This window comes from Rosistilla ulvae (genome assembly GCF_007741475.1).
GTDB classification, from domain to species: domain Bacteria; phylum Planctomycetota; class Planctomycetia; order Pirellulales; family Pirellulaceae; genus Rosistilla; species Rosistilla ulvae.
This window is the reverse complement of the sequence record NZ_CP036261.1, coordinates 6,404,849-6,431,383: the sequence shown is the minus strand read 5'-3', so window position 1 is coordinate 6,431,383 and position 26,535 is coordinate 6,404,849. Positions and strand designations below refer to the sequence as shown.

The 26,535-nt window shown below is 58.6% G+C and carries 23 protein-coding genes; 11 read left to right on the top strand and 12 right to left on the bottom strand.

The genetic code is table 11. From position 1 onward, the window contains the following. Positions 1–69: 69 nt before the first annotated feature. Positions 70–2,463: a DUF1559 family PulG-like putative transporter gene (locus EC9_RS22835; protein ID WP_218934367.1), complete on the top strand. Its 2,394-nt coding sequence runs from the start codon at positions 70–72 to the stop codon at positions 2,461–2,463. A gap of 70 nt (positions 2,464–2,533) precedes the next feature. On the opposite strand, the gene tal is transcribed toward EC9_RS22835, so the two are convergent. The 7 genes from tal to EC9_RS22800 all read right to left on the bottom strand — a co-directional run bounded on the left by tal (position 2,534) and on the right by EC9_RS22800 (position 9,860). Continuing rightward, positions 2,534–3,478, bottom strand: coding sequence for a transaldolase (tal, locus tag EC9_RS22830; protein WP_145348358.1), 945 nt, complete (start codon positions 3,476–3,478; stop codon positions 2,534–2,536). Between the two features lie 126 nt (positions 3,479–3,604). Next, the gene (locus tag EC9_RS22825) at positions 3,605–4,141 is read right to left on the bottom strand and encodes a carboxypeptidase-like regulatory domain-containing protein (RefSeq protein WP_218934366.1); all 537 of its coding nucleotides are present in this window, start codon (positions 4,139–4,141) and stop codon (positions 3,605–3,607) included. Between the two features lie 148 nt (positions 4,142–4,289). Next, on the bottom strand, positions 4,290–5,327 hold the full coding sequence (locus EC9_RS22820; protein ID WP_145348356.1) for an aldo/keto reductase: 1,038 nt from the start codon (positions 5,325–5,327) through the stop codon (positions 4,290–4,292). Between the two features lie 86 nt (positions 5,328–5,413). Beyond that, positions 5,414–6,775, bottom strand: a complete 1,362-nt coding sequence (locus tag EC9_RS22815) for a vWA domain-containing protein (RefSeq protein ID WP_145348355.1) — start codon at positions 6,773–6,775, stop codon at positions 5,414–5,416. Between the two features lie 191 nt (positions 6,776–6,966). Beyond that, the gene (locus tag EC9_RS22810) at positions 6,967–8,526 is read right to left on the bottom strand and encodes a GMC family oxidoreductase (protein WP_145348354.1); all 1,560 of its coding nucleotides are present in this window, start codon (positions 8,524–8,526) and stop codon (positions 6,967–6,969) included. Between the two features lie 15 nt (positions 8,527–8,541). After that, positions 8,542–8,913 (bottom strand): 2Fe-2S iron-sulfur cluster-binding protein, encoded by a 372-nt coding sequence (locus tag EC9_RS27395; protein ID WP_145348353.1) that lies wholly within the window; start codon positions 8,911–8,913, stop codon positions 8,542–8,544. Positions 8,914–9,581: 668 nt separating this feature from the next. Next, positions 9,582–9,860: a hypothetical protein gene (locus tag EC9_RS22800; protein ID WP_145348352.1), complete on the bottom strand. Its 279-nt coding sequence runs from the start codon at positions 9,858–9,860 to the stop codon at positions 9,582–9,584. A 252-nt stretch (positions 9,861–10,112) separates the two neighbouring features. Between EC9_RS22800 and EC9_RS22795 the strand changes: the two genes are divergently transcribed. After that, a complete protein-coding gene (locus tag EC9_RS22795; RefSeq protein WP_145348351.1) occupies positions 10,113–11,456 on the top strand; it encodes a dihydroorotase in 1,344 nt (447 codons plus the stop codon). A 69-nt stretch (positions 11,457–11,525) separates the two neighbouring features. Here the strand turns inward: EC9_RS22795 and EC9_RS22790 are convergent, their stop codons facing one another. Continuing rightward, positions 11,526–12,278, bottom strand: coding sequence for an FHA domain-containing protein (locus EC9_RS22790; RefSeq protein ID WP_145348350.1), 753 nt, complete (start codon positions 12,276–12,278; stop codon positions 11,526–11,528). Between the two features lie 227 nt (positions 12,279–12,505). Between EC9_RS22790 and EC9_RS22785 the strand changes: the two genes are divergently transcribed. The 6 genes from EC9_RS22785 (at position 12,506) to EC9_RS22760 (ending at position 19,169) form a co-directional block, all read left to right on the top strand. Beyond that, positions 12,506–13,375 (top strand): carbon-nitrogen hydrolase, encoded by an 870-nt coding sequence (locus EC9_RS22785; protein WP_246105833.1) that lies wholly within the window; start codon positions 12,506–12,508, stop codon positions 13,373–13,375. A 36-nt stretch (positions 13,376–13,411) separates the two neighbouring features. After that, positions 13,412–14,263, top strand: coding sequence for an alpha/beta hydrolase family protein (locus EC9_RS22780; RefSeq protein WP_145348349.1), 852 nt, complete (start codon positions 13,412–13,414; stop codon positions 14,261–14,263). Between the two features lie 184 nt (positions 14,264–14,447). Then, positions 14,448–15,407, top strand: a complete 960-nt coding sequence (locus EC9_RS22775; protein WP_145348348.1) for a sugar phosphate isomerase/epimerase family protein — start codon at positions 14,448–14,450, stop codon at positions 15,405–15,407. Positions 15,408–15,537: 130 nt separating this feature from the next. After that, entirely contained in the window at positions 15,538–16,593 is a 1,056-nt protein-coding gene (locus tag EC9_RS22770; RefSeq protein ID WP_145348347.1) for a formylglycine-generating enzyme family protein, read from the top strand. 48 nt (positions 16,594–16,641) lie between these two features. Continuing rightward, positions 16,642–18,036, top strand: a complete 1,395-nt coding sequence (locus EC9_RS22765) for a Gfo/Idh/MocA family protein (protein WP_145348346.1) — start codon at positions 16,642–16,644, stop codon at positions 18,034–18,036. Positions 18,037–18,167: 131 nt separating this feature from the next. Further along, positions 18,168–19,169 carry a YhdH/YhfP family quinone oxidoreductase gene (locus EC9_RS22760; protein WP_145348345.1) on the top strand — a complete coding sequence of 334 codons (1,002 nt, stop codon included), beginning with the start codon at positions 18,168–18,170 and terminating at the stop codon, positions 19,167–19,169. A gap of 12 nt (positions 19,170–19,181) precedes the next feature. Here the strand turns inward: EC9_RS22760 and EC9_RS22755 are convergent, their stop codons facing one another. Beyond that, positions 19,182–20,363: an alpha/beta hydrolase family protein gene (locus tag EC9_RS22755; RefSeq protein WP_246105832.1), complete on the bottom strand. Its 1,182-nt coding sequence runs from the start codon at positions 20,361–20,363 to the stop codon at positions 19,182–19,184. Positions 20,364–20,526: 163 nt separating this feature from the next. Here EC9_RS22755 and EC9_RS26725 point away from each other — a divergent pair, with 163 nt between their 5' ends. Next, entirely contained in the window at positions 20,527–20,679 is a 153-nt protein-coding gene (locus EC9_RS26725; protein WP_218934365.1) for a hypothetical protein, read from the top strand. A 294-nt stretch (positions 20,680–20,973) separates the two neighbouring features. Here EC9_RS26725 and EC9_RS22750 read toward each other — a convergent pair whose 3' ends face one another. Beyond that, positions 20,974–22,398: a carbon-nitrogen hydrolase family protein gene (locus EC9_RS22750; protein WP_218934364.1), complete on the bottom strand. Its 1,425-nt coding sequence runs from the start codon at positions 22,396–22,398 to the stop codon at positions 20,974–20,976. 333 nt (positions 22,399–22,731) lie between these two features. Here EC9_RS22750 and EC9_RS27200 point away from each other — a divergent pair, with 333 nt between their 5' ends. After that, positions 22,732–22,860, top strand: coding sequence for a hypothetical protein (locus EC9_RS27200; protein WP_261342904.1), 129 nt, complete (start codon positions 22,732–22,734; stop codon positions 22,858–22,860). Between the two features lie 314 nt (positions 22,861–23,174). Here EC9_RS27200 and EC9_RS22740 read toward each other — a convergent pair whose 3' ends face one another. Beyond that, a complete protein-coding gene (locus tag EC9_RS22740) occupies positions 23,175–24,500 on the bottom strand; it encodes a PQQ-binding-like beta-propeller repeat protein (protein ID WP_145348344.1) in 1,326 nt (441 codons plus the stop codon). Between the two features lie 401 nt (positions 24,501–24,901). Here EC9_RS22740 and EC9_RS22735 point away from each other — a divergent pair, with 401 nt between their 5' ends. Further along, positions 24,902–25,639 carry a DUF1028 domain-containing protein gene (locus EC9_RS22735; protein WP_145348343.1) on the top strand — a complete coding sequence of 246 codons (738 nt, stop codon included), beginning with the start codon at positions 24,902–24,904 and terminating at the stop codon, positions 25,637–25,639. A 27-nt stretch (positions 25,640–25,666) separates the two neighbouring features. On the opposite strand, the gene EC9_RS22730 is transcribed toward EC9_RS22735, so the two are convergent. Continuing rightward, on the bottom strand, positions 25,667–26,521 hold the full coding sequence (locus EC9_RS22730; protein WP_145348342.1) for a hypothetical protein: 855 nt from the start codon (positions 26,519–26,521) through the stop codon (positions 25,667–25,669). Positions 26,522–26,535 lie beyond the last annotated feature (14 nt).

Below are 26,535 nucleotides of genomic sequence, written 5' to 3'. Positions count from 1 at the left end.
CAGGCAGCGGGCGAGCCAACTTTTGAGGTTCCCGATGATTACTCGTCGCTGGCGCGAATCAAGGCACAATTGATTTCCGAGTTCCGCGATGCGGAAGTAAGTCAGCAACCGGACGTTGCGTTAACAAAATTAGCCAACCTGTTTGCTGTCGAACAGAAACTGCTCGAATTGGCAGAGGAGCAACTAGGAGTCGACGACGTTGAAGTCACGAACCAGTACCGCGACGCACCGATCGCAGACGGAGGATTATTGGCCGTGCGACTGTATCACGCTGGCGATTATCAGCGTTCCGAGGAAGTCTATCGCCAAACGCTCAGCATTGCCCGCCGACGGCCCGGGCTTGCCCTCGAAGAGTACAACGATTTGTCCTGGATGGCCCTTCGCGCAAAGCGACTGGCAGACGCGACTCCAGAGAATAGGGCACGGTACGACGCGGCGTTAGGGGAATCGGAAGAAGCGGCCGCGCTCATGGCCGCGATGCAGTACAAGAAAGCAGCAGCGTTGTACCAGGAGGCGTTGCCCGAACGGCAGGAGGTCGCAGGCATCTCACCTGGCCTGGCGAGCGAATACAACAAATTTGCCCTCGCGGCAGCCCGTTCGGAGCAAGCGGAGGCCGCAGAGCAAGCGTACCGATCAGCACTTGACATGTTTGAGCTAACGATCGGAAAAGAGACGGCACGATATTCGTTGGCCTTGTTCAACTTGGCCGTCCTGTACAGCGAGCAAGAGCGTTTGCCCGAAGCTGAAGCCGCATTCCTGGAAACGCGACGGATTGAAAACCGGCTAGGGCTCGATATCGACTCCCAACTGGCAACGCTCGATCGAATTGCCGGGCTGTATCAGAAGACACAGGAACCAGAGAAGTTTAACGGCATCGTTGTTGAATATCGCCTTCTGGAGCGTGCGTCCCATCGCGGACTGACTTCGTTGCTGCGACATCTTCCATTAGATGCGTTCCTCGCTGCTTCGCTTGACCCCGCGGCGATCCTTGAAGACCCTGCACTGGAGCATCTGCCCCGCGAACTCTTCCAAAGCCTGGGACCGCAACTGGCAGGGGTCGATATTTCGAAGATTCAAGCGACGCTCGGTTTTGCGTCGCTGGCTCCCGTAGAACAAGGGATCGCGTGGGGCGTCATGCTGAAGCCGATCGCTGGCGCAAACCTCGAACTGCAGGTCCCAATCGAAACCAACGAAGCGGCTGTGGGGGACTTCAAGTACCGAAAGGCGACCGATGAAAAGCACTTCGCGGCGTGCCAGGCCAAACTGGCGGACGGGACGCTTTTCATGGGCAGCGAAGCTGGACTCAAGCAGGTCTTGGCAATGCAAAACGGCGACCCCAACAATATGCCCCAAAGCAAGGTCGGCACGCGATTGCGGTCGCAGCATGGCGCCGGAAAGCTACTGCTTGCCCTGGATATGGCCAAAATCCAGCTGATGGCGCAAGCCATCGCCAGCAGTGGCCCCGCGCTGCCGCCGTCGTTGGCACCGCTTAAGACGCTGCCCGAGCACCTTGATTCCGCCAGCCTCACAGTCTCACTGAAGGAGTCGCCTTACGTGACGCTGCAATTGCAGCCACGCGCCGATTCGTCGGTCCAGAACCTGAACTCGATCGTGACTCCCGCGTTGGAATTCGCTCAACAGGAATTGATCTCGGGACTGGGGCAGCAACTGCGTGCTAGTGGGAGCGAGATCGGCCAGCCGATGCTTGCCTACCTGAGTCGCGTCGCGCAATCCAAATTCAATGAACTGGCACCGGTTGCGGAATCAGGGCAACTGGTCATCCGACTGCGAGAGGTCTTGGACCTGGAGACCGCCGCTCACTTCGGATTACTGATCCCTGCGATAGAAGGTGCTCGGCTTGCCGCACAGCAAATGAGCAACTCAAACAATCTGAAGATGATCGGTTTGGCGATGCACAATCACCACGCCACCTACCTTTGCTTTCCAGCGAGGCGCACGACAGTTGACGGAAAGGAGTCGGGGCTCAGTTGGCGCGTTCACCTGCTGCCGTTTCTAGAACAATCGGATCTGTACCAACAGTTCCATCTCGATGAGCCTTGGGACAGTGAGCACAACAAAACGTTGATTGAGAAAATGCCCGCGGTGTTTGCCGCCCCTGGAGTCAACACGGCTCCGGGATCGACGGTCTATCTGACCTTGGCAGGCCCGGGGACTGCGATGCAGGACACTCAGAAGGTTGCGTTACGAAACATTACCGATGGTACGTCCAATACGATCTTGGTGGCCGAAGCGAACCCCGACCAGGCAGTCATTTGGACCAAACCAGACGACCTTCCGTTTGATCCACAACAACCTCTTAACGGCTTGAACAGCGCGCGTGTCGATGGGATCCAGCTACTGTTTGCCGATGGGTCGGTCCACTTGGAGCCGAGCGACATGGATCCAAAACGAATGGCCGCGCTGGCATCGATCGCGGGAGGTGAAGTGATCGAAGGCGAATAGCGTAGGCTTTGAAGATGAATCCGGTTTCGGCCAGCTTATTCGCTGGCCGAAACCTTCGTGGTCGAACTGCTTAACAAGCTGCCCCGGCGATGGCATCGATCTTTTCCAGCTTGACCACATCGGCGGCAAACTTGCGAATCCCCTCGGCCGTTTTTTCGGTCGCCATCGCGTCTTCGTTGAACTCGAATCGGAACGACTTCTCGTCCAGCGAGATCTTTTCCAGGTCGGACTGTTTCGCCGTGTCGGCCGCCAAACTGGGTTCGATCGGCGCATCGCCGTCGGCCAACTCCTGCAGCAGGTTGGGGCTGATCGTCAGCAGATCGCATCCGGCTAGCGATGTGATTTGGCCGATGTTTCGGAACGACGCTCCCATCACCTCGGTCTTGTATCCGAACTTCTTGTAGTAGTTGTAGATCGACGTAACCGAGCTCACTCCCGGGTCTTCGGCCCCCGCAAAATCGCGGCCCTCTTTCGCTTTGTGCCAATCGTAGATCCGCCCGACAAACGGTGAGATCAGTTGCACGCCCGCTTCGGCGCATGCGACGGCTTGAGCAAACGAGAACAGCAAGGTCAGGTTGCAGTGGATCCCTTCGCGCTCGAGTTTTTCAGCGGCGCGAATCCCTTCCCAAGTCGAGGCGATCTTGATCAATACGCGGTCCCGCGAGATCCCCTCCGATTCGTAAGCGGCAATCAACTGATGCGCCTTGTCGATCGTTCCCTGGGTATCGAACGACAGCCTTGCGTCGACTTCGGTCGACACGCGCCCCGGCACGATCTTCAAGATTTCCAACCCGAACAGAACGAGAACGCGATCGATGATCGCATCGGTTCCCTTGCTTCCCGCGTCGCGAACCGCTTGTTCGATCAGGTGGGCATACTCGGGCTTGCCGGCCGCTTGAAGGATCAGCGATGGATTGGTCGTGGCATCCTGTGGCTGGTATTGCTTCATCGACTCGAAGTCGCCGGTGTCGGCGACAACGGTTGTATATTGCTTCAACTGCTCTAACTGATTCACGCTTCAAGCTCCTGGCACGGGTGAGTGGTTGTTCGGTTGCCGTCTCTATTACCAATGTATCAACCGCCAACTGTGGGATGTACCACGCTGGCCACATTTGAGCGCCACAAGGTCGAATCGGTAACTTCAGCTGGCGTCGTCGTCTTCGGTTGCGATGGGGATCGCAACCGACGCGGCAACCACTGCAATGGCAAACAGAGGATTTGCAAAGATGGAGTGCAGGCGACTGGTCCCCGCACCGCGAGCTACCGCCGGTTCGGTGACATGAATGACGCCCTGTTTTGCCGTCGCCGGTGCCGTTCCGGCGGGCCAGACACGGCAATGTTGAGCAGCGCCATGCGAGACAACCTGATAGATTCCGCCTTCCAAGCCCCCGACGACGAATCGCCCCTGCGGATCGGTGCGCAGTTCGGCGATCGGCTTTCCAAACCGGCCGATCAAGACCGGGGCTCCTTCGACCGGACGCCCGTTGCTGTCGACGACCGCACCCTGCAGTTCACCGTTGCGATGCAAGGCGACGTCGAGGATGCGCGGCGCGATCGCAATCGGCTTCACCTGCGGGGCTTGTCCAGGGCTCTCATTGCCGACGGCAGCTCGTGGTATCGCGAGCCCGATGCAGGTCCAGATCGCCAAAGTTGCATGCAAAGTTTTGCGAATTTTCATAGTGCTTCCTGCACGCTGGTGGAAAATTGTCCATTGGTTTTGATCGGTCATCGACCCTCCACAAGCAAAGCTTGATGGAATTCCAAGGCGTTCAGAAATATCCCACGAAAGCACAGCAAAGCTACGCAAAAAATCTCCCGCTAGCAATTTACAGGCGACGTAGCCCGTCTTCGGTCATCGGAGTGGGAATCTCCGCGTCGATCGCGTCGATCCGCTCCATTGTCTGCGAGTCGAGCACCAAGTCGGCCGCAGGCAACGATTCGTTCAACTGGGCCACCGAGGTGGCGCCGATGATGGTCGAAGCAACGAAGTCGTGCTGCTTGCTCCAAGCGACGGCAAGCGTTGCCAGCGAAACACCGATCTCGTCGGCGATCACCTTCAAGCGACGGGTGGTTTCGATCGTGCGGTCGTTAACAAAACGGCGAGCCATCCGTTGTTGTCGCGGCTCCCCATTCTCCAGGTACTCGGTGAAGCGGCCGCCCGGTGGGTTTTGCTCGTTATACTTGCCGGTCAGCACGCCGCCCCCCAGCGGGGAATAAGGCAGCAGGCCAACGTTTTCTTTACGACAAACCTGCGCCAATTCGCTCTCGCAGCGTCGGTTGATCAAGCTGAAGTTATTCTGCACAGTGTCGTATCGCATCGTGCCATGCTTCTCGGCTTGCCAGAGGCTCTTCATCACGCCCCAGGAGGTTTCGTTGCTGCATCCGATCGCGCGGATCTTGCCCGCCTGTTTCAGTTCGGTCAGCGCGCCGAGCGTCTCTTCATAGCGCATGTTGTGATCGGGCCAGTGGGTTTGATAGAGATCGATGTAGTCGGTCCCCAGTCGCTGCAGGCTTTGATCGCAGCATCGGATGATTTGGTGGCGATCGATCGCCGTGACGCCGCCGCGTACCGGTGGGCGAAACCAGCCGTGGCCAGGGCCCGTAATTTTTGAAGCGATCAGAACTTGGTCGCGAGGCTTCGTCTTCATCCATCGCCCGACGATCTCTTCGGTCACGCCAACGGTCTCCGCTTTGGGAGGCACCGGGTACAATTCGGCGGCATCGAAGAAGTCGATCCCCGCTTCGAAAGCGCGATCCATGATCGCAAACGATGTCGGTTCATCGCACTGCGAACCAAAGGTCATCGTTCCCATGCAAATCTCGGACACGACCAAACCACTGCGTCCTATTGGGCGTCGCTGCATCGTTTCACTCTCCTGTGTTGCTTGACTTGGTTGTCGGCGAAATCAGTAAATCCTTGGCGATTACTATACTGGCTGGCTTCGGTTTGTTAACCTGCCCGGCTCCCTGAACCCATTTCGGTGGACCGGTTCGGGTGAGTGTTGTGTGTGTCGGCGTGGTGAGAAGTCGGGAGCGGCACCATCGGTCGGTGCGGCAGGTCGTTCTGTTGGGATATCTTTCCTTGGATCGATTCCAGCTTGCGTTGCAACCGCGAGGGCAATTGTTTGTCTGCGAGGACTCCGATGACATCTTGAGCCTCCTCGGTAAACCCTTTTTCGACCAGCCAATTCGCGATGGTTAGCCGCGTTTGTTGGGCACGAAAGCTGTCGCCGGTTCCCTGCGGATCGACCTGCCTTAATTGGTTCTCTAGCTTCGTCAAAAAGATCTGGTCCGCGTCGGGACGCAGCGGAGGGACAAAGCGACAGCTGCCGCCGGTCAGCACCGAAAGGGCGCGAAGCCCCGGTTCACAGGCGGCAATTTCAAACGCGATGCAATGCAGCGGGATCGTCTCGTAAATCATTTCCACCAGCCGAGCGACGCTGCGTTGAGGCATCGCCCGCGTCGGCATGCTCGGATTCCATCGCGGCGGTTTGTTGAATTCGCCATCGGACAGCAAGAAGACAGCATCGGGTTGCAATCGCTCGGCGAGGTCCAACGCCACTCGCGGATCGGTGCCGTTGTTTTTACGCACATCTTGCGCATACAACCACTGCCGAAACCGGTCGACGTTTTCGTCGGTCGCCGGGATGAACTGTATCGATGCAAGCGGACCATCGAACATCAACTGAGTCCGCCAGCTGAACAGCAGCACGTAAAACGATTGCGAGTCTTCCAACTTCATCAGCGACGCGATTAGTTCGTCGCAGGCTCTTCGATAACGTGCGCCAACCATGCTCGGCGACGCATCGAGGATGAAGACAAAGTTGTTGCCGTAAGCATGGCTCCCGAAAAATGTAGCTCTTCGAGAGTCCGAGGGGACCGCGTCGGCAGCTTTCTCTTTCGACTTGGTTTCCGTTTTTGTGACCGGCTGTGCGTGGGCGACTGTGACGACGTTCTGCCCGCTGCCGGACAATGCGCCGAGTCTCTGCGAAGCGAGTCTGCCGGGAAGGTCGACGGGGATGGGAGCCAGCAAAAGTTTGGGGGGCGGAGAGTCGAGCTCGATCGCTTCGGACGTCTGCGGCTCGGGAGCTGGTGCGGGTTCCAGCGGAATCGCAATGAGTGGCTCGGCGCGCGCGGTCGCTTGTTTTGCTGTGACGATGAAGGTTTCCACCCTGCTTTCGCCCAGCACCACAAACGCGAGAGCGAGCAGAAGCACCGCGTGCAGCGTCGCGCTGATCGCGTAACCGCGCCAGTTTGCTCGCGACGTCGATTCGTTCTGGCTGTTGACTGCCAAATTCATGGTTGTCGGCATCGGAGCGAGACCTCTGCACGTCGCATCACGGGGCGCGATCGGAATGTTTTCGGCGGGCGATCGGGCTTGGTAAGCTGTCACAAGGCAGCTTGCCCCCGCCGCGCCACACTTTCCGTTATATCACTTCACGCTTGCGGTCACAGCCTGCGCTGGCTGCGGTTGCGGCTTCGCCGGACGTAGGGGCGGGAGAGTCACGATGCGCTGTGATTGGCGATCGCACCTGCAGCGCGGCTGGCGACCATCATCACCGTTGCCTGGGGGTTCGCCCTGGGAAGGGTCGGGAAAACAGAGGCGTCGGCAATGTAAAGATTCTCGACGCCGTGAACACGCAACTGGGGATCGACGACGCTGGCGGCAGGATCGATCCCCATCGAACAACTGCCCACCGGATGGTACAGCGTCAGCGCAAATCGACGGATCGCTCGTTCCAACTGTGCCGCGGTCCGACGCTTTTCTCCGGGCAACAATTCGTGGTCGATCCAGTCGGCCAAAGGCTCGCTCGCGGCGATCTCACGAGCCAGTTCGACACCTTGCGCCAGCACTTCGACATCGCGAGAGTCGCTCAGATATCCAGGGTCGATGCTGGGCGAATCGTCAATTTCTGCCGAGCGCAGCGAAACGCGGCCGCGGCTGATCGGCTGCGATCCGGTCACGGCTAACGTGATCGCCGCCGGTGAATCGTCGGCGGGATAACGCAGATAGTGCGTCGGGGTGACGTGCAATTGGATCGCCCGTTCTCGGACGGCGTCGGGCACTCCACTCCTGGACGGCAGGTCGAAGAAGCCACCGACTTCGGCAAGGTTGGATCCGATCGGACCTCGTTGGTCGTAGCTCCAACGGACCAGGTCGCGCATCGACCACCGACTGGGAAATCTAGCTGTCGACTTGGCTGCAAAGGTGACGGGAAAGGCGAGGTGATCGACAAGGCCAGCCCCCACGGCTGGTGAATCGATTTGTGTGGTGATCCCATGTTCGGCCAGATGCTTTGTGGGGCCAATGCCCGAAAGCATCAACAACTGTGGCGATGCAATGGCTCCGGCTGCCAAGATCACCCCGCGGTTCGCGTCGAGTGTTTCGATGTGGTTTGATTTGCCAACAACGACTCCCGCAGTTCGGCCGTTCCGAATCTCCAACCGCTGGACCATCGTGTCGCTGCGGATCGTCAGGTTTGCTGGAGGGGAGTCGAGGAAGGCTTGCATCGCCGATTGGCGAGCGCCACGCCGTGTGGTCCTGCGGTAGATCTCTGGCCTCCCGGCGATCTTCCCTTGGTCGCATGCCGACTTTGCAGCAGCCATGAACGCTTGGCCGGTCGGGGTGATCTCCGCGGGGAATTCGATCGACTCGGTCGATTCCAGTTCCCCACGCAGTTCTTGCATTGCGAGTTCGATCGCCTCGCGGTTCCAAAAATCGCCAGCGACGTTTTGCCAGGCATCCAGGTCTTCGGGAAGACCCTCGTGATAGATCATCGCATTGATGCCGCTGGACCCGCCTAACATCCGCCCGCGCGGGCAGATCATCGTGCGTCCGGCAAGCCCAGCAGAGACCGTTGTCGAATAGTTCCAGTCCAGCGACGTCCCTTGTAGACGCAGGTATTCTGCAGGTCGTTGAACATCGGAACGCTTGCGGTGATCCCCCCCCGCTTCGAGCAGAAGAACCCGAGCCGAGGCGTCTGCTGCCAGCTTTGCCGCCAGCACACACCCGGCGCTTCCGGCTCCAACGATGATGTAATCATAAGTGGAGCGAGAAGTCATCGTTGCCGTGGATTGTTAATGCTGTTGGGTGGGAACCTCGCTCGAGGTCCGTTTGCGGCCAAATTGACGCATTTCGGGGCCTGTCCCCCAAGTGCCGCTAAACTTTTCGACCGACAAATCGCCATGGACCGTACAGAGACAGGCGAGCCTTAAGCCGAGCCTTGTCGCACCGGGAACCATGCTGAGAATCGCGGTTTCGTACCGCGATGGCCACGACGCGCTGCCGCGCAATCGAACCGTGCACATTCCGCAGATGCCCATGCCCCGACAATTTACCGCTCGCGCAATGCCGTTGTAAACCGACGTCTTGGAACGAAGCAACACCTTGCGCAAGTTGTCCCCCGCATCGCACTGGATCGAGGCATTCTTAAATCGGACAGTTGGCATCGCAGCTGTGGCCTAATCTGTGATGAGAAATTCCCCAAAGGAACTCCACTAGGATAGCACAGCAAGTCTGGCTGCAAATATAGTTGCTCTAAAAAAACGCCAATTGGGGCGATTGTGTTTCCACCTAGGGGGTGTCGGTCCCATTGCAAAGCGGGCGGCGGATGCGAATTTGCGCTGATGCAGTTTCTTCAGATGAACTGCCGAGTATCTCGAGCATTTTGAGACCATGTCATCAAAATGATGTCAAATGCTGCGAGCCTAAAAGACGCTGAGCAAGGTGGATCGCACGCAGCAAACACCTTGGATACAAGCGTTTACGCGCAATCCATTGACCGGTTTGGAGGACTCGGCACATCACATGCGTTAATCCTCAAGTGCAATTCGCCACTACAAAGGAGCTTACGATGTCAGGAATTTTGCTTATCGTTCTCGGACTCACTATCAGCGGGTTTTCGATCAACGCCGCGATGCGACCCTTGAGAGAAACCGACCCCTATTACGTTTAAGCAAAAACGGCACGCAAGCAATTGCGAAAGGATTCGCAATCATATTGCTCCTCTGAAGCCGCGTCATTGCTTTTGGCGCAGACCGATCCATCGGTCGACTCATCGGAAACCTTCTGTTTCTATCTCCCGATGCGATTTAGGGCGCCGTCCGCCCATCCAAAGCTAGCTCTTGTTAGCAGCCGGCCCATCGTTCATCGACGGCAACCAGACCGCGCCGAGAATCATCACGGCCAGGGTCAGAGTGTGGGTTAGCCAAGCGGGATCGTTGTTGGCGACGGTTCGCAGCGTCACCAGCGTGACCAGCGTTAGCGCGGCCATAAATAGGCTTTCTGCAAACTTCTTGTCGGTGATCGAAAGCTTGCTAGCGATCAACACCGCAATCCCAAACACGGGGATCGCAAAGGCGTGAATGCCAAACGCAGCGGCCAGTAGAGTTGTCATCAGGATTCCTTTCCGCAAGACAAGCCCCGCAACCGATTGTCAACACATTCCTTGTCCGACAGAAAAGCAGTTGCGGGATCCATTGGTCGGGCGGATTGTGGCAGGAAAACTATTTCGAGGAAAGCTCGATCGAATTGAAAAATTGGGTCAAGTTCCGCACGACTCCCTGGGGCTTGCATTGATCGTTGGTTTGATCCACAAAGTTGTCATAGCAACAGGCCAACCCACGAAACGAAAGTGCAGCCACAACCGATGAAAACCCTGATCAAAAACGCAACGGTCGTATTCCCAGATCAAATCGGCAAGGCATCGGTGCTGATCGATGACGGTCGAATCGTGGTCGATCCCAGTCCCGCCACGGTCGCCGATGAAACGATCGACGCCAGCGGACTGCATCTGTTGCCCGGAGCGATCGACGATCAGGTTCACTTCCGCCAGCCCGGCTTGGAACATAAAGAAGACCTGGCCCACGCCAGCCGCGCCTGCGCCGCCGGCGGCGTGACCACGTTCCTCGAGATGCCTAACACGAATCCGACTACGACGACGCGCGAGCGTTTGCGCGAAAAGAATGCTCTCGGTGCCACCCACTCCGCCGTCAACTACGGCTTCTACATGGGTGCCACGACCAGCAATCTCGACGAATTGAAACCAAGCGGTGAGACGCCGGGTATCAAGATCTTCATCGGCAGCAGCACCGGCAACATGCTGGTCGATGAACAGGCGGTGTTGGAACAGATTTTTGCCGAAACCGAGATGCCGATCTGCGCCCACTGCGAAGATGAGACGACGGTCCGCGCGAATGCCGAGCGATACGCCGGCAGCGACGACATCACGAACCATTCGCGGATTCGGTCTCCTGAAGCGGCTTACATCGCCACGCGGCGCGCTGTCGATCTGTCGGTCCGGCATCAGCACCGCTTTCATGTCCTGCATGTTTCGACAGCTGCGGAACTGGAACTGATCACTCCGGCACGACCTTATGTTACGGCAGAGGTTTGCCCGCATCACCTGTTCTTCAACGTCGACGATTACGCCCGGCTCGGATCGCTGATCCAAATGAATCCGTCGATCAAATCTGCCGACGACAATCGCCAGCTGTGGCAGGCGCTTTTGGACGGCGCGATCCAAGTCATCGCGACCGACCACGCGCCTCATACGCTCGCCGAAAAGCAACAGCCTTATCCGAAGAGTCCCTCCGGTCTTCCAGCGGTCGAAAACAGCCTGCCGCTGTTGCTGAACCAAGTCGCTCAAGGGAAGTGCGATCTGCAGCAGGTGGTCCATTGGATGTGTGATGCCCCGGCGCGAGTTTGGGGAATCGTCGGCAAAGGGCGGATCGCCGATGGCTATGATGCCGATCTGGTGTTGGTCGATCTGAACCAACAGAAAACGATCCGCAATGAAGAACAGCAAACGAAGTGTCGTTGGTCCCCTTGGGACGGCGAGACCTTAACCGGCTGGCCTGTGACGACCTGGGTCGGCGGTCGCCGAGTCTTCGATCGCGGCCGCTTCGATGCGTCGATTCGCGGAACGCTGCCGCTGTTCGATCACCAACGCGGCGGCTACTGGGCGACCGAGCAGGGCGTGGGGCTGGCGTAAACGTCTTCGGCGGCAAGGAGTATCGCCGGCGAGAACGCTCGGAATCGGAGCACCTCGACGGCGGATCGTCTAGCGATTCCCACCACCTAACATTTTGCGGATCGCTTCGCTGGCAGCGATTTGCGACGAAGCGGACCTCTGGTTGCGGATTGCTTCGAGCACGCGTCGACGCTCTTCCTCTTCGCTTAATCCCAACGAATTGTTGGTTTCGTTGGTGTCCAACTCAATGCTACCGCTCGCTTTGTTGGACTTGTCCGCATCGGCTTGAGTTGTCGCCCGCTGCTGGGCGTAGTTCTGCAATTCGTCCGCTTGCTCGTCTCCAGGCATGCTGCCCCAAGCGGAAAGATCGACGCCGTCGAGCGACAACGATTTCTTTGGCGGATCGATGCTCGGTCTGTTTGCATCGCGACGCGATTCGGATGGCCGCTTGGTTGCCGATGCGTCGCCGCTGACAACATCGTCGCGCCGCGTTTCGCTCGATGGTGCCGTCTCCGCCGTCTCTCCCTCCTGAACTTCGGTAGACATGCCGATCCGCATCGTCAGCTTCATTTTGCCAACTTGCAAAGTGTCTCCCGACCGAATTCGGCACGACTGTCGATCGGTCAATTTTTGGTCGTTGACGAACGTCCCATTGCGACTGCCAAGATCCTTGACATAGAACTTCCCCTCGCGAGCGACGATCGCGCAGTGCTGGCGGCTGACCGAAGAACTCTTGATGCGAAGTCCCGACGATTCGTTGCGGCCGATCACAAAGGGATTTTGAGTGATCCGAAGCGAATGCCCCTGGTGCGATCCGCTGGCAACGATCAGTTCAGCTTGCATGGAATGGATTGGTGATTGGATACGACCCCAGTATGCGGTGGGTCCCTCGCAGTTTGAAAACGTGAGGGAGCTTGAACGCGGCAAGTCACGCCTCCGATATCGGCATGCCGAGCGTAGCCATCAGACTAAATGATTGTAGAATTCACAGTCCGAGGATTCGGCCTGTGTTCTGTGAAGTTCTAGTGAAACCCAGCGCGTTCGCTGCGGGATTTGAAAAGGAAATATACGTGGCAAATTCAGTAGTGAAGCTGTCGTTGGTGCAAATGTCCTGCACCGACTCCAAAGCCGAGAACGTCGAGCGGGCCGTCTCGCAGATCCGCCAAGCCGCGGCTGACGGTGGACAAGTGATTTGCTTGCAGGAACTGTTTAACGGCCCCTACCCCTGCCAAACCGAAGACCATTGCCAGTTCGATTGGGCGGAAACGATCCCAGGGCCGACGACCGAGCGGATGAGCCAGTTGGCCGCCGAACTGCGCGTGGTGATCGTCGTCTCGTTGTTCGAAAAACGAACCGCCGGCGTCTATCACAACACCGCTGTCGTCCTCGATGCCGACGGTTCGACGGCGGGCGTCTATCGCAAGATGCACATCCCCGACGATCCTTTGTATTACGAGAAGTTTTATTTCACACCGGGCGATTTGGGATTCAAGGTCATCGAAACCCGCTTTGCGAAGCTGGGCGTCGCCGTTTGTTGGGATCAATGGTTCCCCGAGGCCGCGCGGTTGATGGCTCTTGCCGGTGCGGAGATCCTGCTTTACCCGACCGCGATCGGATGGATCGATGAGGAAAAAGAAGAGTACGGCACGACGCAATACGAATCGTGGCAAACGATGATGCGATCCCATGCGATCGCCAACGGTTTGTGGTTGGGAGCTCCCAACCGCGTCGGCGTCGAAGGTCGCCTGCAGTTCTGGGGCGGTTCGTTCATCGCCAATCCCAATGGCAAAGTCATCACGCAAGGGAGCCACGAAGAACCAGAAATTATCACGGCCGACTGTGATTTGAATATGATCGATGTGGTCCGCACGCATTGGCCCTTCCTGCGCGATCGTCGAATCGACGCTTACCAAGGCCTGATGCGTCGCGTGATCGACTGATCCCTCTCCAGCTCACCCCACATAATGAACAACACCATGAATCGAACATCTCTTGCCGCTGCGGTTGCTTTCTTTTCGCTAGCGATTCTTGCCGCGCCTGCCGGATTCGCTCAGTCGACGACCGCTGCACCTGCGGAACGCAAGACGCAGTGGAATGGATACGACCAACTCCATTTCCAAGTCGCCGAGCGCAATGCTTATGTCGTCGTTCCCAAGCAGGCTGCCCCGGGCAACCCTTGGGTTTGGCGGGCGCGGTTCCCCGGCTACCACGCTGAAGCCGACATCCAATTGGTGGCCAACGGATTCCACATCGGCTACGTCGACGTGGCGGGAATGTTTGGCAGCCCCAAGGCGATCGAGATTGGAAATCAGTTCTATCGTCAAATGACCGAGAAGCGCGGCTTGGCAAAGCGGGTGGCTCTCGAAGCGGTCAGCCGCGGCGGGCTGTTCGCCTACAACTGGGCCGTCGTCAATCTCGATCACGTCGCTTGTATCTACTGCGACACGCCGGTTTGCGATTTCAAAAGCTGGCCCGGCGGGATGGGGGAGGGCGTCGGTTCGGCAGCGACGTGGCAGAGCTGCCTAGCACAATATGGATTCGACGAGAAACAGGCTGCCGCATTCAAAGGCAATCCGATCGATCACGCGGAAAAAATTGCCGCCGCCAAAATCCCACTGCTACACATCGTCTCGGAGAACGATCGCGTCGTTCCGCCCAAGGAGAACACCTATCTTTTGCGTGAACGTCTGCGAGCGGTGGGCCACGATATGGAAGTCATCTCGGTCCCGATGGGAACCGAAAAATCCAGCGGTCACCACTTCCCGCACCCCGCGGTCGATCAGGTCGTCGCGTTCATCCAGCAGCACGCGGCTGTCGAGGCGAAGTAGGCAAATCGGCTCCGTCGCGGCGAATCGGCCTGCGGATCCGTTGTTGCGGCAATGGTCCGCGATCCGCCAGCTGGGCTAGGTTTCGGGAAAATTGTGCAACAGCGAAGCACATTGCGGGGTACCGGTTTATAATCGAAGCTCCGATGATCCCGCCTCTCCACCTCCCGAGACTCGAGCCTTCTAGATGACAGACGCTTCCATGAATCGCCGCAGCATTCTCTCGATTGCGGCCGCTACCACGTTGGTTGGTTCGGGCCTGCCAACAGCTCCCGCCAAAGCCGCCGACACCGCGGCATCGGATGAATTTGGCGGGATCCGGTTCTGCTTGAACACCAGCACCGTTCGCGGCCAAGAACTGACGATCACCGAACAAGTCGACCTGGCGGCATCGAGCGGTTACGACGCGATCGAACCTTGGGTTCGCGATCTGGTTGCCTACAAAGAAGCTGGCGGCAGTCTGCCCGATCTGCGGAAGCGAATCGAAGACTCCGGGATCACTGTCGAAAGTGCGATCGGTTTTGCTCAGTGGATCGTCGACGACGACGACCAACGCCGAAAGGGATTGGAACAAGCACGGTCCGATATGGAACTGCTGAAGTCGATCGGCGGGAAACGGATCGCCGCACCGCCGGTTGGTGCAACCAAAGAGGCCGGTCCGGCGCTGCCTGTGATTGCCAAGCGGTACGCCGACTTGTTGAACGTTGGTGCGGAAGTGGGCGTGACGCCCGAGTTGGAATTGTGGGGCTTCTCCAAAACGCTAAGCCGCTTGGGTGAACTTGCCTACGTCGCGACCGAAGCCGGCCATCCCGACGCGTGCGTTCTGCCCGACGTCTACCACATCTATAAAGGAGGCTCCGACTTCGCTGGCCTGGCGATGATCGAAGCCTCGCGGATGCCCGCGTTCCACATGAACGACTACCCGGCCAATCCACCTTGGGAAACGATCGGCGATGCCGACCGCGTCTATCCCGGCGACGGGATTGCTCCGTTGGACGAAATCATCTCGCTGCTGCATCGCAACGGCTTCCGAGGCTATTTCTCGCTGGAGCTGTTCAACCGCGACTACTGGAAACAACCCGCGTCGGAAGTCGCCACGACCGGTCTCCGCAAGATGAAAGCTGCCGTTCGCAAAGCGTTGGCTTAACAAACCATTCGCTCCTGTCTGATGGTCGCCTTTCGCTCCGCGAAAGTGCGCACAACAGACGCACTTTCGCGGAGCGAAAGGCGACCCACCGCGACAAACTCAATCTCCCCTTCCCGTACTCCATCCTGTTATGAAAATGCAACGCCTTCTCGGTTCTTTGATCTGCTGTTCGTTCCTCGCTGCAGGAGCCACCGCTGCCGATCCAGTTCCTCCGCTAGACCTTCCCGAAAGCCAAGCGAATTCGGCGGCGGAGATGAAGCCGTACGAAGAGGTGATCGAACACACCGATGCGACGATCGAAATGCTGCCGATTCCTGGCGGTGTGTTCACGATGGGAACTCCCGACACCGAACAGGGCCGCGATGACTCGGAAGGTCCTTTGCATCAAGTCGAAGTCTCTCCCTTTTGGATGGGCAAGTATGAGATCACGTGGGAGCAGTACGAGATCTGGGGCGACGAACTCGATACGATCCGTCGCCGCCTTTTGAAGTCGAAGGAAACGCCGCGCGACGCGGTCGTCGACGGCTTCACGCGTCCGACCGAACCCTACACCGACATGACCTTTGGTATGGGCAGCGGTCGCCATCCGGCGATCTGCATGACACAGCACGCAGCGCGGACCTATTGCCAATGGCTGTCGGCAAAGACCGGACGCTATTACCGTTTGCCGACCGAAGCGGAATGGGAATACGCTTGCCGCGCGGGAACCAACACCGCCTACTCGTTTGGCGACGACCCAGAAATGCTCGACGACTACGCTTGGTATGGCGAAAACACCAACGACCAATACGAACCGGTGGGCCAGAAGAAGCCGAATCCGTGGGGGCTCTACGACATGCACGGCAATGTCTCGGAGTGGGTCTTGGATCAGTACCTGCCCGACTTTTTCAAGACATCCGCCAAGCTTAATCCGCTGGCGATTCCCAAGGTTTTGTTCCCCCGCGTCGTCCGTGGCGGCGGCTGGGACAACGATCCCGAACTTCTGCGCAGCGGGGCTCGAATCGCCAGTAGCGAGGAGTGGAAGGAGCAGGATCCCCAATTGCCCCAAAGTATTTGGTATCATACCGATGCGTTGAGCGTCGGCTTCCGCATCGTTCGCCCTTTGACCGTCCCCTCCGAAAAGGAGCGAGCCGAGTTTTGGGAGAACACACAACCCGAACAGCTTGATCCCCCCGAAGGCGAATAACCGTTTTCATTCCCGGTCTCTCACCCCCAACCCTAAATGAGTCCCACGATGTCGAACCAGTCCAAGACGCCCGAGAGCCAAGATACCCGCCGCGATTTCATCAAAGCGACGGGAACTGTTGCTGCAGCGGCCACCTTCGCAGCCACCGCGGCGCCGCAGGTCCACGCGGCTGAAGACAACACGATTCAGGTGGCCCTCGTAGGTTGTGGCGGCCGGGGCACGGGAGCTGCCGTTAACGCGTTGTCGGTCGACAACGGGCCGATCAAATTGGTGGCGATGGCCGATGTCTTCCCCAAGAATCTGGAACGCAGCCAGAAGAACATCTCCAACGCGTTTAAGGATCAAGAAGGCAAAGTCGACGTGCCCGAAGAGCGGCAGTTCGTCGACTTCGATGCTTACAAAAAGGCGATGGATGTGCTGCGTCCGGGCGACGTCGTGATCCTGGCAACGCCGCCAGCATTCCGCTGGGTTCACTTCAGCTATGCCATCGAAAAGGGGCTGAACGTCTTCATGGAAAAACCGGTCACCGTCGATGGCCCGACGACGGTGCGGATCATGGAGCTGAACAAGAAAGCGAAGGAAAAGAATCTGAAGGTCGCCGTCGGATTGATGTGCCGTCACTGCAAGGCGCGGCAAGAACTGTTCGAACGGATTCAGGGTGGCGAGATCGGCGAGATCAACATGTTGCGGGCGTACCGCATGGCGGGACCAACGGGGACCGCCGCGTGTGGACCGAAGCCCGAGGGGACCAGCGAACTGATGTATCAGATCGCCAACTTCCACGGCTTCCTGTGGCTCTCCGGCGGTGCGGTCAGCGATTTCCTGATCCACAACATCGATGAAACCTGTTGGATGAAGAACGATTGGCCCGTCAAGGTTCACGCTTCGGGCGGCCGCCACTATCGCGGCGACGATGTCGATCAGAACTTCGACAGCTATGCGATGGAATACACCTTCGCCGACGGAACGAAGATGTATATCGGTGGACGGACGATGCCCGGCTGCCGCAGCGAATTCGCCAGCTACGCCCATGGTTCGAAAGGCATGGCGGTGATCTCGACAGCATCGCACACGCCAGCGAAGTCGCGGATCTATCGCGGCCAGGTCGCCGACAAAGCGAACTTGGCTTGGGAATTTGGTCAGCCCGAACCGAATCCTTATCAATTGGAATGGGACGATCTGATCGCGGCGATTCGCGAAGACCGCGAATACAACGAAGTCGATCGTGGTGCGATGGCGAGCATTGTGACTTCGATGGGACGTATGGCCGCGCACACCGGTCAAGAGATCACGCTCGACCAGATGATGTCGAACAAGCATGAATTCGCCCCCGGCATCGACAAGCTAACGCTCGATTCGCCGGCGCCATTGCAAGCTGGCGACGATGGCCGCTACCCCATCCCATTGCCAGGCATCATCAAGAAACAAGAATACTTGAGCTAGCTTGGCAGTGGTTGAGCCACTCCGCTGGCTCAACTCAAATGTTAAAATCCAACTAGGCGAGCCACTCTGCTGGCTCGCCTTTTATTTTGGTACCACCTCTCAAACCGTCGCGACTCTCGGAGGATCTTCCCATGGCCGACACCTACCGATGCTTCTGGGTTGAAAAAGACGCTGCGGGAGATGTCCAGCAATCGATCATCGACCGCTCGGTCGCCGATTTGCCAACCGTTGAATCGCCGCGTGTTCGCGTCGCCGTCCGCTGGACAGCGCTCAACTACAAAGACGCGTTGGCGGCGACCGGCCATCCTGGCATCGTCCGCCATTTCCCGCACGTTCCCGGGATCGATGTCATTGGCGAAGTGATCGACAGCGACGACCCGCAGTTTGCCACCGGGCAAACCGTGATCGTCACAGGCCATGAATTGGGGACAAGTCATCACGGCGGCTGGTCACAACAGATTCAAGTGCCTGCGTCATGGGTAGTCCCACTGCCGCAAGGGCTCGCGCCGCGCGAAGCGATCATCTTGGGAACCGCCGGTTTTACAGCGGCCCAGTGCGTGCAAGCCCTGCAGCATCACGGCGTGGAATCCGGTTCGGGGCAGGTTGTCGTGACCGGAGCCAGCGGAGGCGTTGCCAGTATCGCGATCCAGATCTTGTCGCGGTTGGGCTACGACGTCGCCGCGGTCTCCGGGAAACCCGATCAGCACTCTCGACTGAAACGATGGGGCGCAGCGGAAGTGATCGATCGCAACGACTTCATCGACGAATCGAAACGTCCGCTGTTGAGTGCTCGCTATGCCGGCGGCGTCGATACCGTCGGTGGAACGACCCTCGAAACGCTGTTGCGAACAACCGCCTACCGCGGCTGCATCGCCGCCTGCGGATTGGCTGGCGGACACGAACTTCAGACCACGGTCTATCCCTTCCTGTTGCGAGGGATCACGCTGGCGGGAATCGATTCGGCGATGTGTCCGATGCCTCAGCGATTGGAAATCTGGAACCGGTTGGCCAGCGATTGGAAGCCGGCCGGACTGGAAGATCTGGCCAACGAGATCTCGCTCGACGACCTGCCAGCCGCTGTCGACAGCATGCTAGCTGGAAAACATTCGGGGCGTTCGATCGTCCCGATGTAACATCGGCGATGCTCAAAGCGTATCGGTGAACAACTTGTACGCTTTCAATCGCATCGCTTCGGGGAAGTCGTGGTCGCAATCGGGATGTTCGACCTGCAAGCGATCCGCGGCGTTGTGCAGTTGATAAACCTTCTTTGCCGTGGCAGCGACTCGGTCGACGCTGTCGTGCTGGAAATTACTGTCGTGCAGCGGAGCGACGATCAGCATCGGGCGTGGAGCCAAGGCGGCGATCAGCTCATGAAAATCGAACGGGATCTCTTCCAGTCGGCCACGGTATTCGGCCAGCCGCGGCATGTAACGCGTCGAAGTCCAGCCGCTTCCCAACTGCCAGACGGACGGCACGCTGCCGTAGTAGTCGAGAAATGAATCGAGTCCACAGCTGGAGACGATCGCCCCGATGCGAGGATCAAAAACAGCGGTATAGACCGCGTTGTGGCCTCCCAGCGAGTGGCCGATCGCACCGATCGATTCCTTGCGAACATAGGGCAACGACTGCAGCAGATCGATCCCACGCATGTTGTCCCAAATCGCCTTCAGCGTCCCACTGGTCCAACCCAACGCTTCGAGATCGGGTTGATAATTGGCCAGCAACGGATAACTGGGAGCCAACGTGACGAAGCCGCGCTCGGCCAATTCGGCGGCGTATTGACGATTCGCTTTGCCACCCAGGCCCACCACAACTTTGTGGCCAACCGAATTGTCGGTCGGATGCAAACAGAGAACCGCGGCGGCTGGCTTGGCGTTGTCGGCCAGCAGCGCCTTGGGGATCGAAAGGTAAGCCGGAACGCGGCTGCCCGGTTCGGATTGATACGTGATCAAGCGGCGGACATAGCTACCGCAATCCTCTTCCGAATCGATGCGGACGTCCAACGGCACCCGCTTCTCTTCGCCTGGCATCGCCCCCATGATCGCTTCCATCCCGGCAAGCACCTCGCGTCGGCGAGCTTCCCAATCGGCAGGCGACTGAGCGGTTTGAATCGCTCCATCGGCCGCGCGGTAGGCCAAGATCTCGGTCTGTGGCAAGCGAGTCGGCGCTTCCGTCGCAGGCGGGGTTGCGGCTGCCGGCGTTTGAGCCGTCGCGGTCGCTGGGGATCGAGCTGCCGATCCGGACTGGGCTTGAGCTGCGGTCCAGTGACAAGGGAGCGAGAGCAAAGCGCAGCCGGCCAGGCGCATGAAAAGTCGAGAGGCATTCATCAGGTGGGCTCCGAAAGGAGAGAGGCGGGAAGTTTTGAAGTGCCCCTCATTGTACACGCCCGCCGGAGTCAAAACTTCAGCCGACAAAACGCGTCCCCTTCCTCGTGCCAACCGCCCGCGCTCAACACCACCGCTGCGGCGCTTCCCGTCGTTTTGGTTCAAGATGCCCCCGGCTGTCCAATGGTTCGAACAGCCGCGGCGCACCGAACTGGCCGACCTCGTCATCGACCAAGACGACGTTCCGTTGCAGACCGGCTTCGCTATCGACCGCACCCCATGCAGCTTGGCATCCACGATGCACAGCGGTGCGATGTAACGAGGGGCCGTCATTCCCACGCCATGGGCGTGGCAGCAATTCGCTGGTGGTTGAGCGGAAGCGATACCACCGGTACTTTGCGTCAGGCGACCTCTTGCCCTCGAAGGCGGTCGCACGGATTGCCGTGACCGACGTTGCGGTCAGCGATGCAATCGCAGCATCGATCACAGGACTTCATTCGCCAGCCTTGGCAGAGGCTCTGAATGCCTTACGGACGCCAGCTAATGTGACGTATTGGACGCCTCTTTCGAGTGAGGGCGCGAGCGCGTCGCGTTGAGAATGTGGAGCCCGACTTCATTCCGTCTCGGTTGGGGAGGCCGCTACCTCCGCTCGCTTTCCTTGCTCTCGCTCGTGGGGCAACCAGGGGCGATGTCGAGCAATCTCGGCCTTGAAGTCCCCTAGGCTGGACCAATACAGCGGTTGGTTCAAATCGACCTCGGCTACCGCGACGCTGCCCCACTGGGACGCTTGAGCAAGCGGTTGCCCATCGCGATCGTAGATGGCTGAGATCATCCAATTTGACGTTACGTCTGTGTACGTGCTGCTGATTACATAGGTATGGTTTTCACAGGCGCGGGCGGCACCCAGCAACGGATTGCATCCCCACACCGGCCACGCGATCACCTCCGCCCCTCGGTTGCTCAATTCGCGAGCCACTTCGGGAAAGAATCCGTCGTAACAAACCATCATGCCGACTTTGCCAAATCGGGTTTCAAAAACGGGGTACTCGTCTCCGGGCATAACTCCGGATGCAATTTCATTTCGCGTCAAAGAAACTTTGCGGTATTTTCCCACCATCTCGCCTTCGGGCCCAAGCAGCACTGCGACGTTGTAAACCAAATGCCCCTCTCGCTCGTGTAGTCCCGCAGCGATGTACAGGTCATACTTTTTTGCCAGTTCAGCAAAGTAGTTCGAAGTCGGCCCCGGCATCGATTCGGCGACCTCCGCAGAGCTTGAACCGGAGTGATATCCCGTTAATGTTTCGGGCAAGACCACCAGATCCGCACGCTGCTTGGCCGCTTCGGCAATCAGCGGTTCGAATTGCTCTCGTTTTTCTTTTGCAGTCTTCCCTGCGGCGGGACGGTAGTGAATGGTCGCCAAGCGAACGACCCTCGGCTCCGCTGCGGCGGTTGGTTCGAAACGAACGTCGCTCCAAGCGATACGTGAGTGCGCTGGCCCCCAGCGAAAATGAAGTCCAATGACCGCCTCGGTAGCGGAGGAAGGAGCTCGATAGGTACCCGCAAGCTGAGTCCAGTCGTCAACGGTTTCGCCCTCGGCGGGATATTCAGGTTCCGATCGCGGCTTCAAACCAGGTTGGTAGGAAACCATGCTAACGCGGTCTCGCATCGCGCGGCGACCGTCTTTGTCCAACCACGTCACACTGGCGACTCCACTGCGCCGAACCACGTCGATTCCCTGTGTTTGCCGCCATACCGAGAATTGGTAGTGCTGGCCACCTTGGATTTTGATTTTCGTTTCCCAGTGCCCCACCAAACCGCGACGATCATCCGCGGTAATCGTCAACTCACCCTTTCCGCTCCGCCCACCATCGTCGGTGGAAGCAAACAACGGCCGGATCTCGGCGCGTGGGGAAACGGGCGTCCAGGTTTCGGAAATCGATTGTTCGGCCGAACCGGACTGTTCGGCTGGACCGGGATCAGCTTGGGCAACCCAAGCAGACATCAACACAGCGAGGATCGACACAATGTTTATTCGCATAACGGACCTTGCACGAAAACGAGAGGGCGTCCGGGGGACTCTTGAGATGTAAACTGAAAACCGTGAGCCAGCAGCACTGGCCGCGTTTTTTCCAAAGGCTTTCGGAGATGCGCTCAATCATAGCCCATCGCGCGATGCGACTAAAGCAAGTAGCGCATTGCGGCTGGTACAGCACTCCGTGAAGACGACGCCTTTTTTGTTCCGGCGGCGAAGATCGCTGAACACGGTTGCCTGTACGGCCAGGGAATCGACTATGCTCCATTGCGTCCCGACCGCACGTACGAACAGCTTGACGGAGCTCTTCAGCGGGCGGCGGAGAACCGAGAAATCATCGTGTTATACGCACACCGGATCAGCGAATCGGGCAGAGGCCATTTTGTAACTCCCGAAGCACTAACCCGCATCTTCCGCAAAGCCAATGAACTGGGACTAAAGTTCTACACGTTTGACGAACTTCCGTAGCATCGGCTTGGACGGAAGCGGTTGACGCGTAAAAAGGTGTCATTCCGTCCCGACACCTTTGATGCGCCCGACTTCGGAGTGTCCGTGTTTGATTGTTGTTCAGCAGCCCAGTGGCAAGGGAACGAGAGCAAGACGCTGCTGGCGGCAAGATTCCAAAACGAGGTGAACTTCATCAGACGGGCTCCGAAAGGAGAAAGGCCGGATTTTTTAAACTGCCTCCCATTCAACACCGGCTGGAGTCGAGGCTTCAGCCGAAACCGTGTGAGTCCCTGTCCGTTTCGGCTGAAGCCTCGACTCCAGCGCGGCGGACGCGTTCAATTTTCGTGGGGCTCGCCGATGCAGTAGAGCATTTCTTGTCGCTGGGGACCGTCGCCTTGGCCGACGCGGAAGTAGATCCGACCGCCGCAGATCGTGGGTGTTGCGTAGGCGTCGGTGCCCAGTGGATTCTTGGCGAGTTCGATATAGTCCGAACTGTCGGCTGCAAAAACGGTGCACGTTCCGTCGTCGGCGGTGGCAAATAATTTGTCACCAGCGAGCACAAGGGCGCTGCTGAAATTGCCTCCCAGTCGCTTCTTCCACATCTGATCTCCCGTTTCAGCGTCCCAGCAAACCCCGATCCCTTGATCGTTGACGGCATACAAGAAGCCATCGCTGACCAGCATCGAAGGTTCGTAAAGCTTGGTTCGGTTGCTCCAGACTTCGGTCGCATCCCCATCGACGCGGATGCACAGCGTGTGCGAATCGGGATAGCCGCCGCTGGCGTAGACATGATTTGCGTCCCAGACGACCGTGCCGCAGGTTGCTTCGCTGGTTCCGGGGACCGACCAGTTTTCTTCGCCGGTGGCCGGATCGTAGCTGGTCACGGCATCGCCGCCGGTGATCAGCAATTGATCCTTGCCATCGACATGCCCAACGATCGGCGAAGAGTAGGTCGAGACGGCGCCGCGGCGTTTCCGCCAGATCGGTTCGCCCGTCGATCGATCCAGCGCCGCGATGTAGCCTCCGCCGCGGTTATCGGCGGCGATGATCACCGAGGTCTTGTAGATCAATGGCGACGGTGCGTATCCGAATTTTGAGTTGAAGGCGCCAACCGTCGTTTGCCACGCGATCTCGCCGTCGATCGAAATCGCGGTCACGTGGATCGCATCGTGGTGCAAGAACGCTGCAAATACATGTTCTCCATCACACGCCAGCGTGCTGTTGGCTTGAGTCCCCTTGGCATGGACCTCGCGTGCGAAACCACCTTGATTGACTTGCGTCTGCCAGCGTTGCTGGCCGTTGGATCGATCCAATGCGACAACAAACTGAGTCTCCGCCCGTTCGTCGGCGGAAGCCAAGAAGACCTGGTCGCCAACGACCGTGGGAGAGGCATGGCCGCGGCCTGGAACCTTTGCCTTCCAGATCACGTTTTCGGTATCGCTCCACCGGATCGGCACCTCTTGATCGGCGGCGATCCCATTGCCACTGGGGCCGCGCCAGCTGTTCCAATCCGCTTCCGATACGACGATCGGCGCGGCGGCGGTATCGTCTAAATCGACGCGACCGGAGATCTCTTCGACTGGCACCTTCTTAGGAGAACAGCCCGCCAGCGCGAGCAACGCAATCGACATGAGTCGCATGTGAAAAGGCATCCGGCGCATCGATAGCTCCTCGGGGCGTGTAGGTATGTGTTGACGCAGGCATGTTCAATCAGCCTAAAGGATCGTCGCTCGCGAGAACATCGGACCGGGCATGCGGAGGAAAGACATTCGAGTTGCGTTTGCTCCCTCGGCGGCCATTCGTTCGCTAAGCCTCCCCAGCACTGAAGCCCCCCAAAAAAGTGTCATGTCCCAACAAATAGATGTCGACAGAAACGCGAGGGCGCCGAGACCGCAGAGATGTTGCCTTCATCTTGGAGCAAACTCTGCGTTCTCAGCGACTCTGCGTTGAAAATGCCGCACATCCTATCGAGCAAAGCAGCAACGCTTAGGACCGCGATGGTATCTTAGGTTTCGGCTTGGTAGCCGCTGTTGAAAGTTCGGTCTTTGGGAGATGTCTGTCGATGAGAACCTACCTTCGTTTTATCTGCTGTCTGATAGGTTTCGTCTCGCCTGCAATCAACAGCGTCGAGGCGCAGTCGCCGTTGGAAAACGTGCCGCCGGTGGCGACTTATTCGATCGTCGCCTTCGATCCAGAGACGCAGGAGTTGGGGGTGGCGGTGCAGTCGAAAATTCCTGCGGTCGGGGCGATCGTGCCGTGGGTTAAAGCGGATGTTGGCGCGATCGCGACGCAATCGTTTTCGAACACTCAGTTCGGCCCCGATGGTTTGTCGCTGCTGGCCGAGGGGAAGACGGCTGCCGAGGCGATTGGAATTTTGACGAACGACGATCCAGGTCGCGGGCGACGCCAGATTGGAATCGTCGATGCCGCTGGCAACGCGGCGACGTTTACTGGCGAAGGTTGCATGGCGTGGGCCGGCGGCAAAACGGGCCGGCACTACGCAGTCCAAGGAAACATCTTGGTCTCGGAAAAAGTGGTCGATGCGATCGCAGCGGGCTTTGAACAATCGCAAGGCGAACTGGCGACGCGATTGATCGACGCACTGGCCGCCGGCCAAGCAGCTGGCGGCGAGAAGCGGGGAATGCAATCGGCGGCGTTATACATCGCTCGCGAAGGTTGGGGATACGCCGGTCTGAACGATCGTTACCGCGACATCCGCGTCGACGACCACGCCGATCCGATCACGGAGTTGCGGCGAGTGTATCAGTTGCACAAACAGCTGTTTCCCACGCCGCAGTAAGTCGCTCGCGCGACCGAAGAGGGACCGTTATTCTGCGTCGTCCGCTTCGGCTGGGGCTTCCGCGGGGGCCGCTTCGTTTTCGCCAGCTTCCACTTCAGCGGCCGGCTTCTCCGCTTCGGCCTTTTTCGCGGCAGCTTCTTCGCGTCGCTGTTTGGCTGTTTTACGAACCGGTTTGGCTGCGACTTGGCCCAACAGTTCCGCGGCTTCGATCTGCACCGAGTTTGCTGTCACGTTGGTCAGCGTTGGCGGATTGGCATAGCCTTCGACGACGACGCGATCGCCGGGCATCGCAAATTGAGCGCCCTCCATTTCCAGCTTGATCCGCGTTTCTTCGGTCAATTGCACCTGAACGATCTGACGCGGACCGGTCATCACGCCGAGTTCGCCTTTTCGGCCGAGCCCCGCGACACGGCCGACGATTCGATATTTGCTGGGGCCAACCTGCTTGGGTTGCACCTTCGCTTCGCCGCCGAACAACGCAGCAGCACCACCACCGCCACCGGCTTCGGCGGGATAGATTCCCGGCGTGACGTCGGCCAGTTGATCGGGGCGCGGTGGGCGTCGAGGGTTGGGCGTGAAGGCTTCCATTTCCAAGATCGGTTCCTGCCCAACGCCTCGGTCGTCAAACATCCCGCTGAATCGAACGAAGACGCCTGGCCGGAGCCAACCGGCTGCCGCCGTCCCGCTGTACTGGATCTTGTTCGGCTCCTTCGGCAGCAGGACCAGGTACATTTGAGCGTCGCTTCCTTTGACCTGCATCAATTGTCCGCGCACGCCGACGAATTGCCCTTCGATACTGATCAATTGGTTTTGCCCCCAGGTCGTCGCAACCGCGACCTGAGTAAACAATGCGATGATCAGCAAACGTGAGATGTGGGACATGGCCGGAAGCCCTC

Coding starts and splice junctions, on each gene's coding strand:
- EC9_RS22825 (WP_218934366.1), bottom strand. CDS start 4,141: ATGAAAATTCGCAAAACTTTGCATGCAACTTTGGCGATCTGGACCTGC.
- EC9_RS27395 (WP_145348353.1), bottom strand. CDS start 8,913: ATGCCAACTGTCCGATTTAAGAATGCCTCGATCCAGTGCGATGCGGGG.
- EC9_RS22810 (WP_145348354.1), bottom strand. CDS start 8,526: ATGACTTCTCGCTCCACTTATGATTACATCATCGTTGGAGCCGGAAGC.
- EC9_RS22730 (WP_145348342.1), bottom strand. CDS start 26,521: ATGTCCCACATCTCACGTTTGCTGATCATCGCATTGTTTACTCAGGTC.
- EC9_RS22770 (WP_145348347.1), top strand. CDS start 15,538: ATGAAAATGCAACGCCTTCTCGGTTCTTTGATCTGCTGTTCGTTCCTC.
- EC9_RS22735 (WP_145348343.1), top strand. CDS start 24,902: ATGAGAACCTACCTTCGTTTTATCTGCTGTCTGATAGGTTTCGTCTCG.
- EC9_RS22800 (WP_145348352.1), bottom strand. CDS start 9,860: ATGACAACTCTACTGGCCGCTGCGTTTGGCATTCACGCCTTTGCGATC.
- EC9_RS22820 (WP_145348356.1), bottom strand. CDS start 5,327: ATGCAGCGACGCCCAATAGGACGCAGTGGTTTGGTCGTGTCCGAGATT.
- EC9_RS26725 (WP_218934365.1), top strand. CDS start 20,527: ATGCCCCCGGCTGTCCAATGGTTCGAACAGCCGCGGCGCACCGAACTG.
- EC9_RS22750 (WP_218934364.1), bottom strand. CDS start 22,398: ATGCGAATAAACATTGTGTCGATCCTCGCTGTGTTGATGTCTGCTTGG.
- EC9_RS22755 (WP_246105832.1), bottom strand. CDS start 20,363: ATGAATGCCTCTCGACTTTTCATGCGCCTGGCCGGCTGCGCTTTGCTC.
- EC9_RS22775 (WP_145348348.1), top strand. CDS start 14,448: ATGACAGACGCTTCCATGAATCGCCGCAGCATTCTCTCGATTGCGGCC.
- EC9_RS22760 (WP_145348345.1), top strand. CDS start 18,168: ATGGCCGACACCTACCGATGCTTCTGGGTTGAAAAAGACGCTGCGGGA.
- EC9_RS22765 (WP_145348346.1), top strand. CDS start 16,642: ATGTCGAACCAGTCCAAGACGCCCGAGAGCCAAGATACCCGCCGCGAT.
- EC9_RS22790 (WP_145348350.1), bottom strand. CDS start 12,278: ATGCAAGCTGAACTGATCGTTGCCAGCGGATCGCACCAGGGGCATTCG.
- EC9_RS22740 (WP_145348344.1), bottom strand. CDS start 24,500: ATGCGCCGGATGCCTTTTCACATGCGACTCATGTCGATTGCGTTGCTC.
- EC9_RS22780 (WP_145348349.1), top strand. CDS start 13,412: ATGAATCGAACATCTCTTGCCGCTGCGGTTGCTTTCTTTTCGCTAGCG.
- EC9_RS22795 (WP_145348351.1), top strand. CDS start 10,113: ATGAAAACCCTGATCAAAAACGCAACGGTCGTATTCCCAGATCAAATC.
- EC9_RS22815 (WP_145348355.1), bottom strand. CDS start 6,775: ATGCCGACAACCATGAATTTGGCAGTCAACAGCCAGAACGAATCGACG.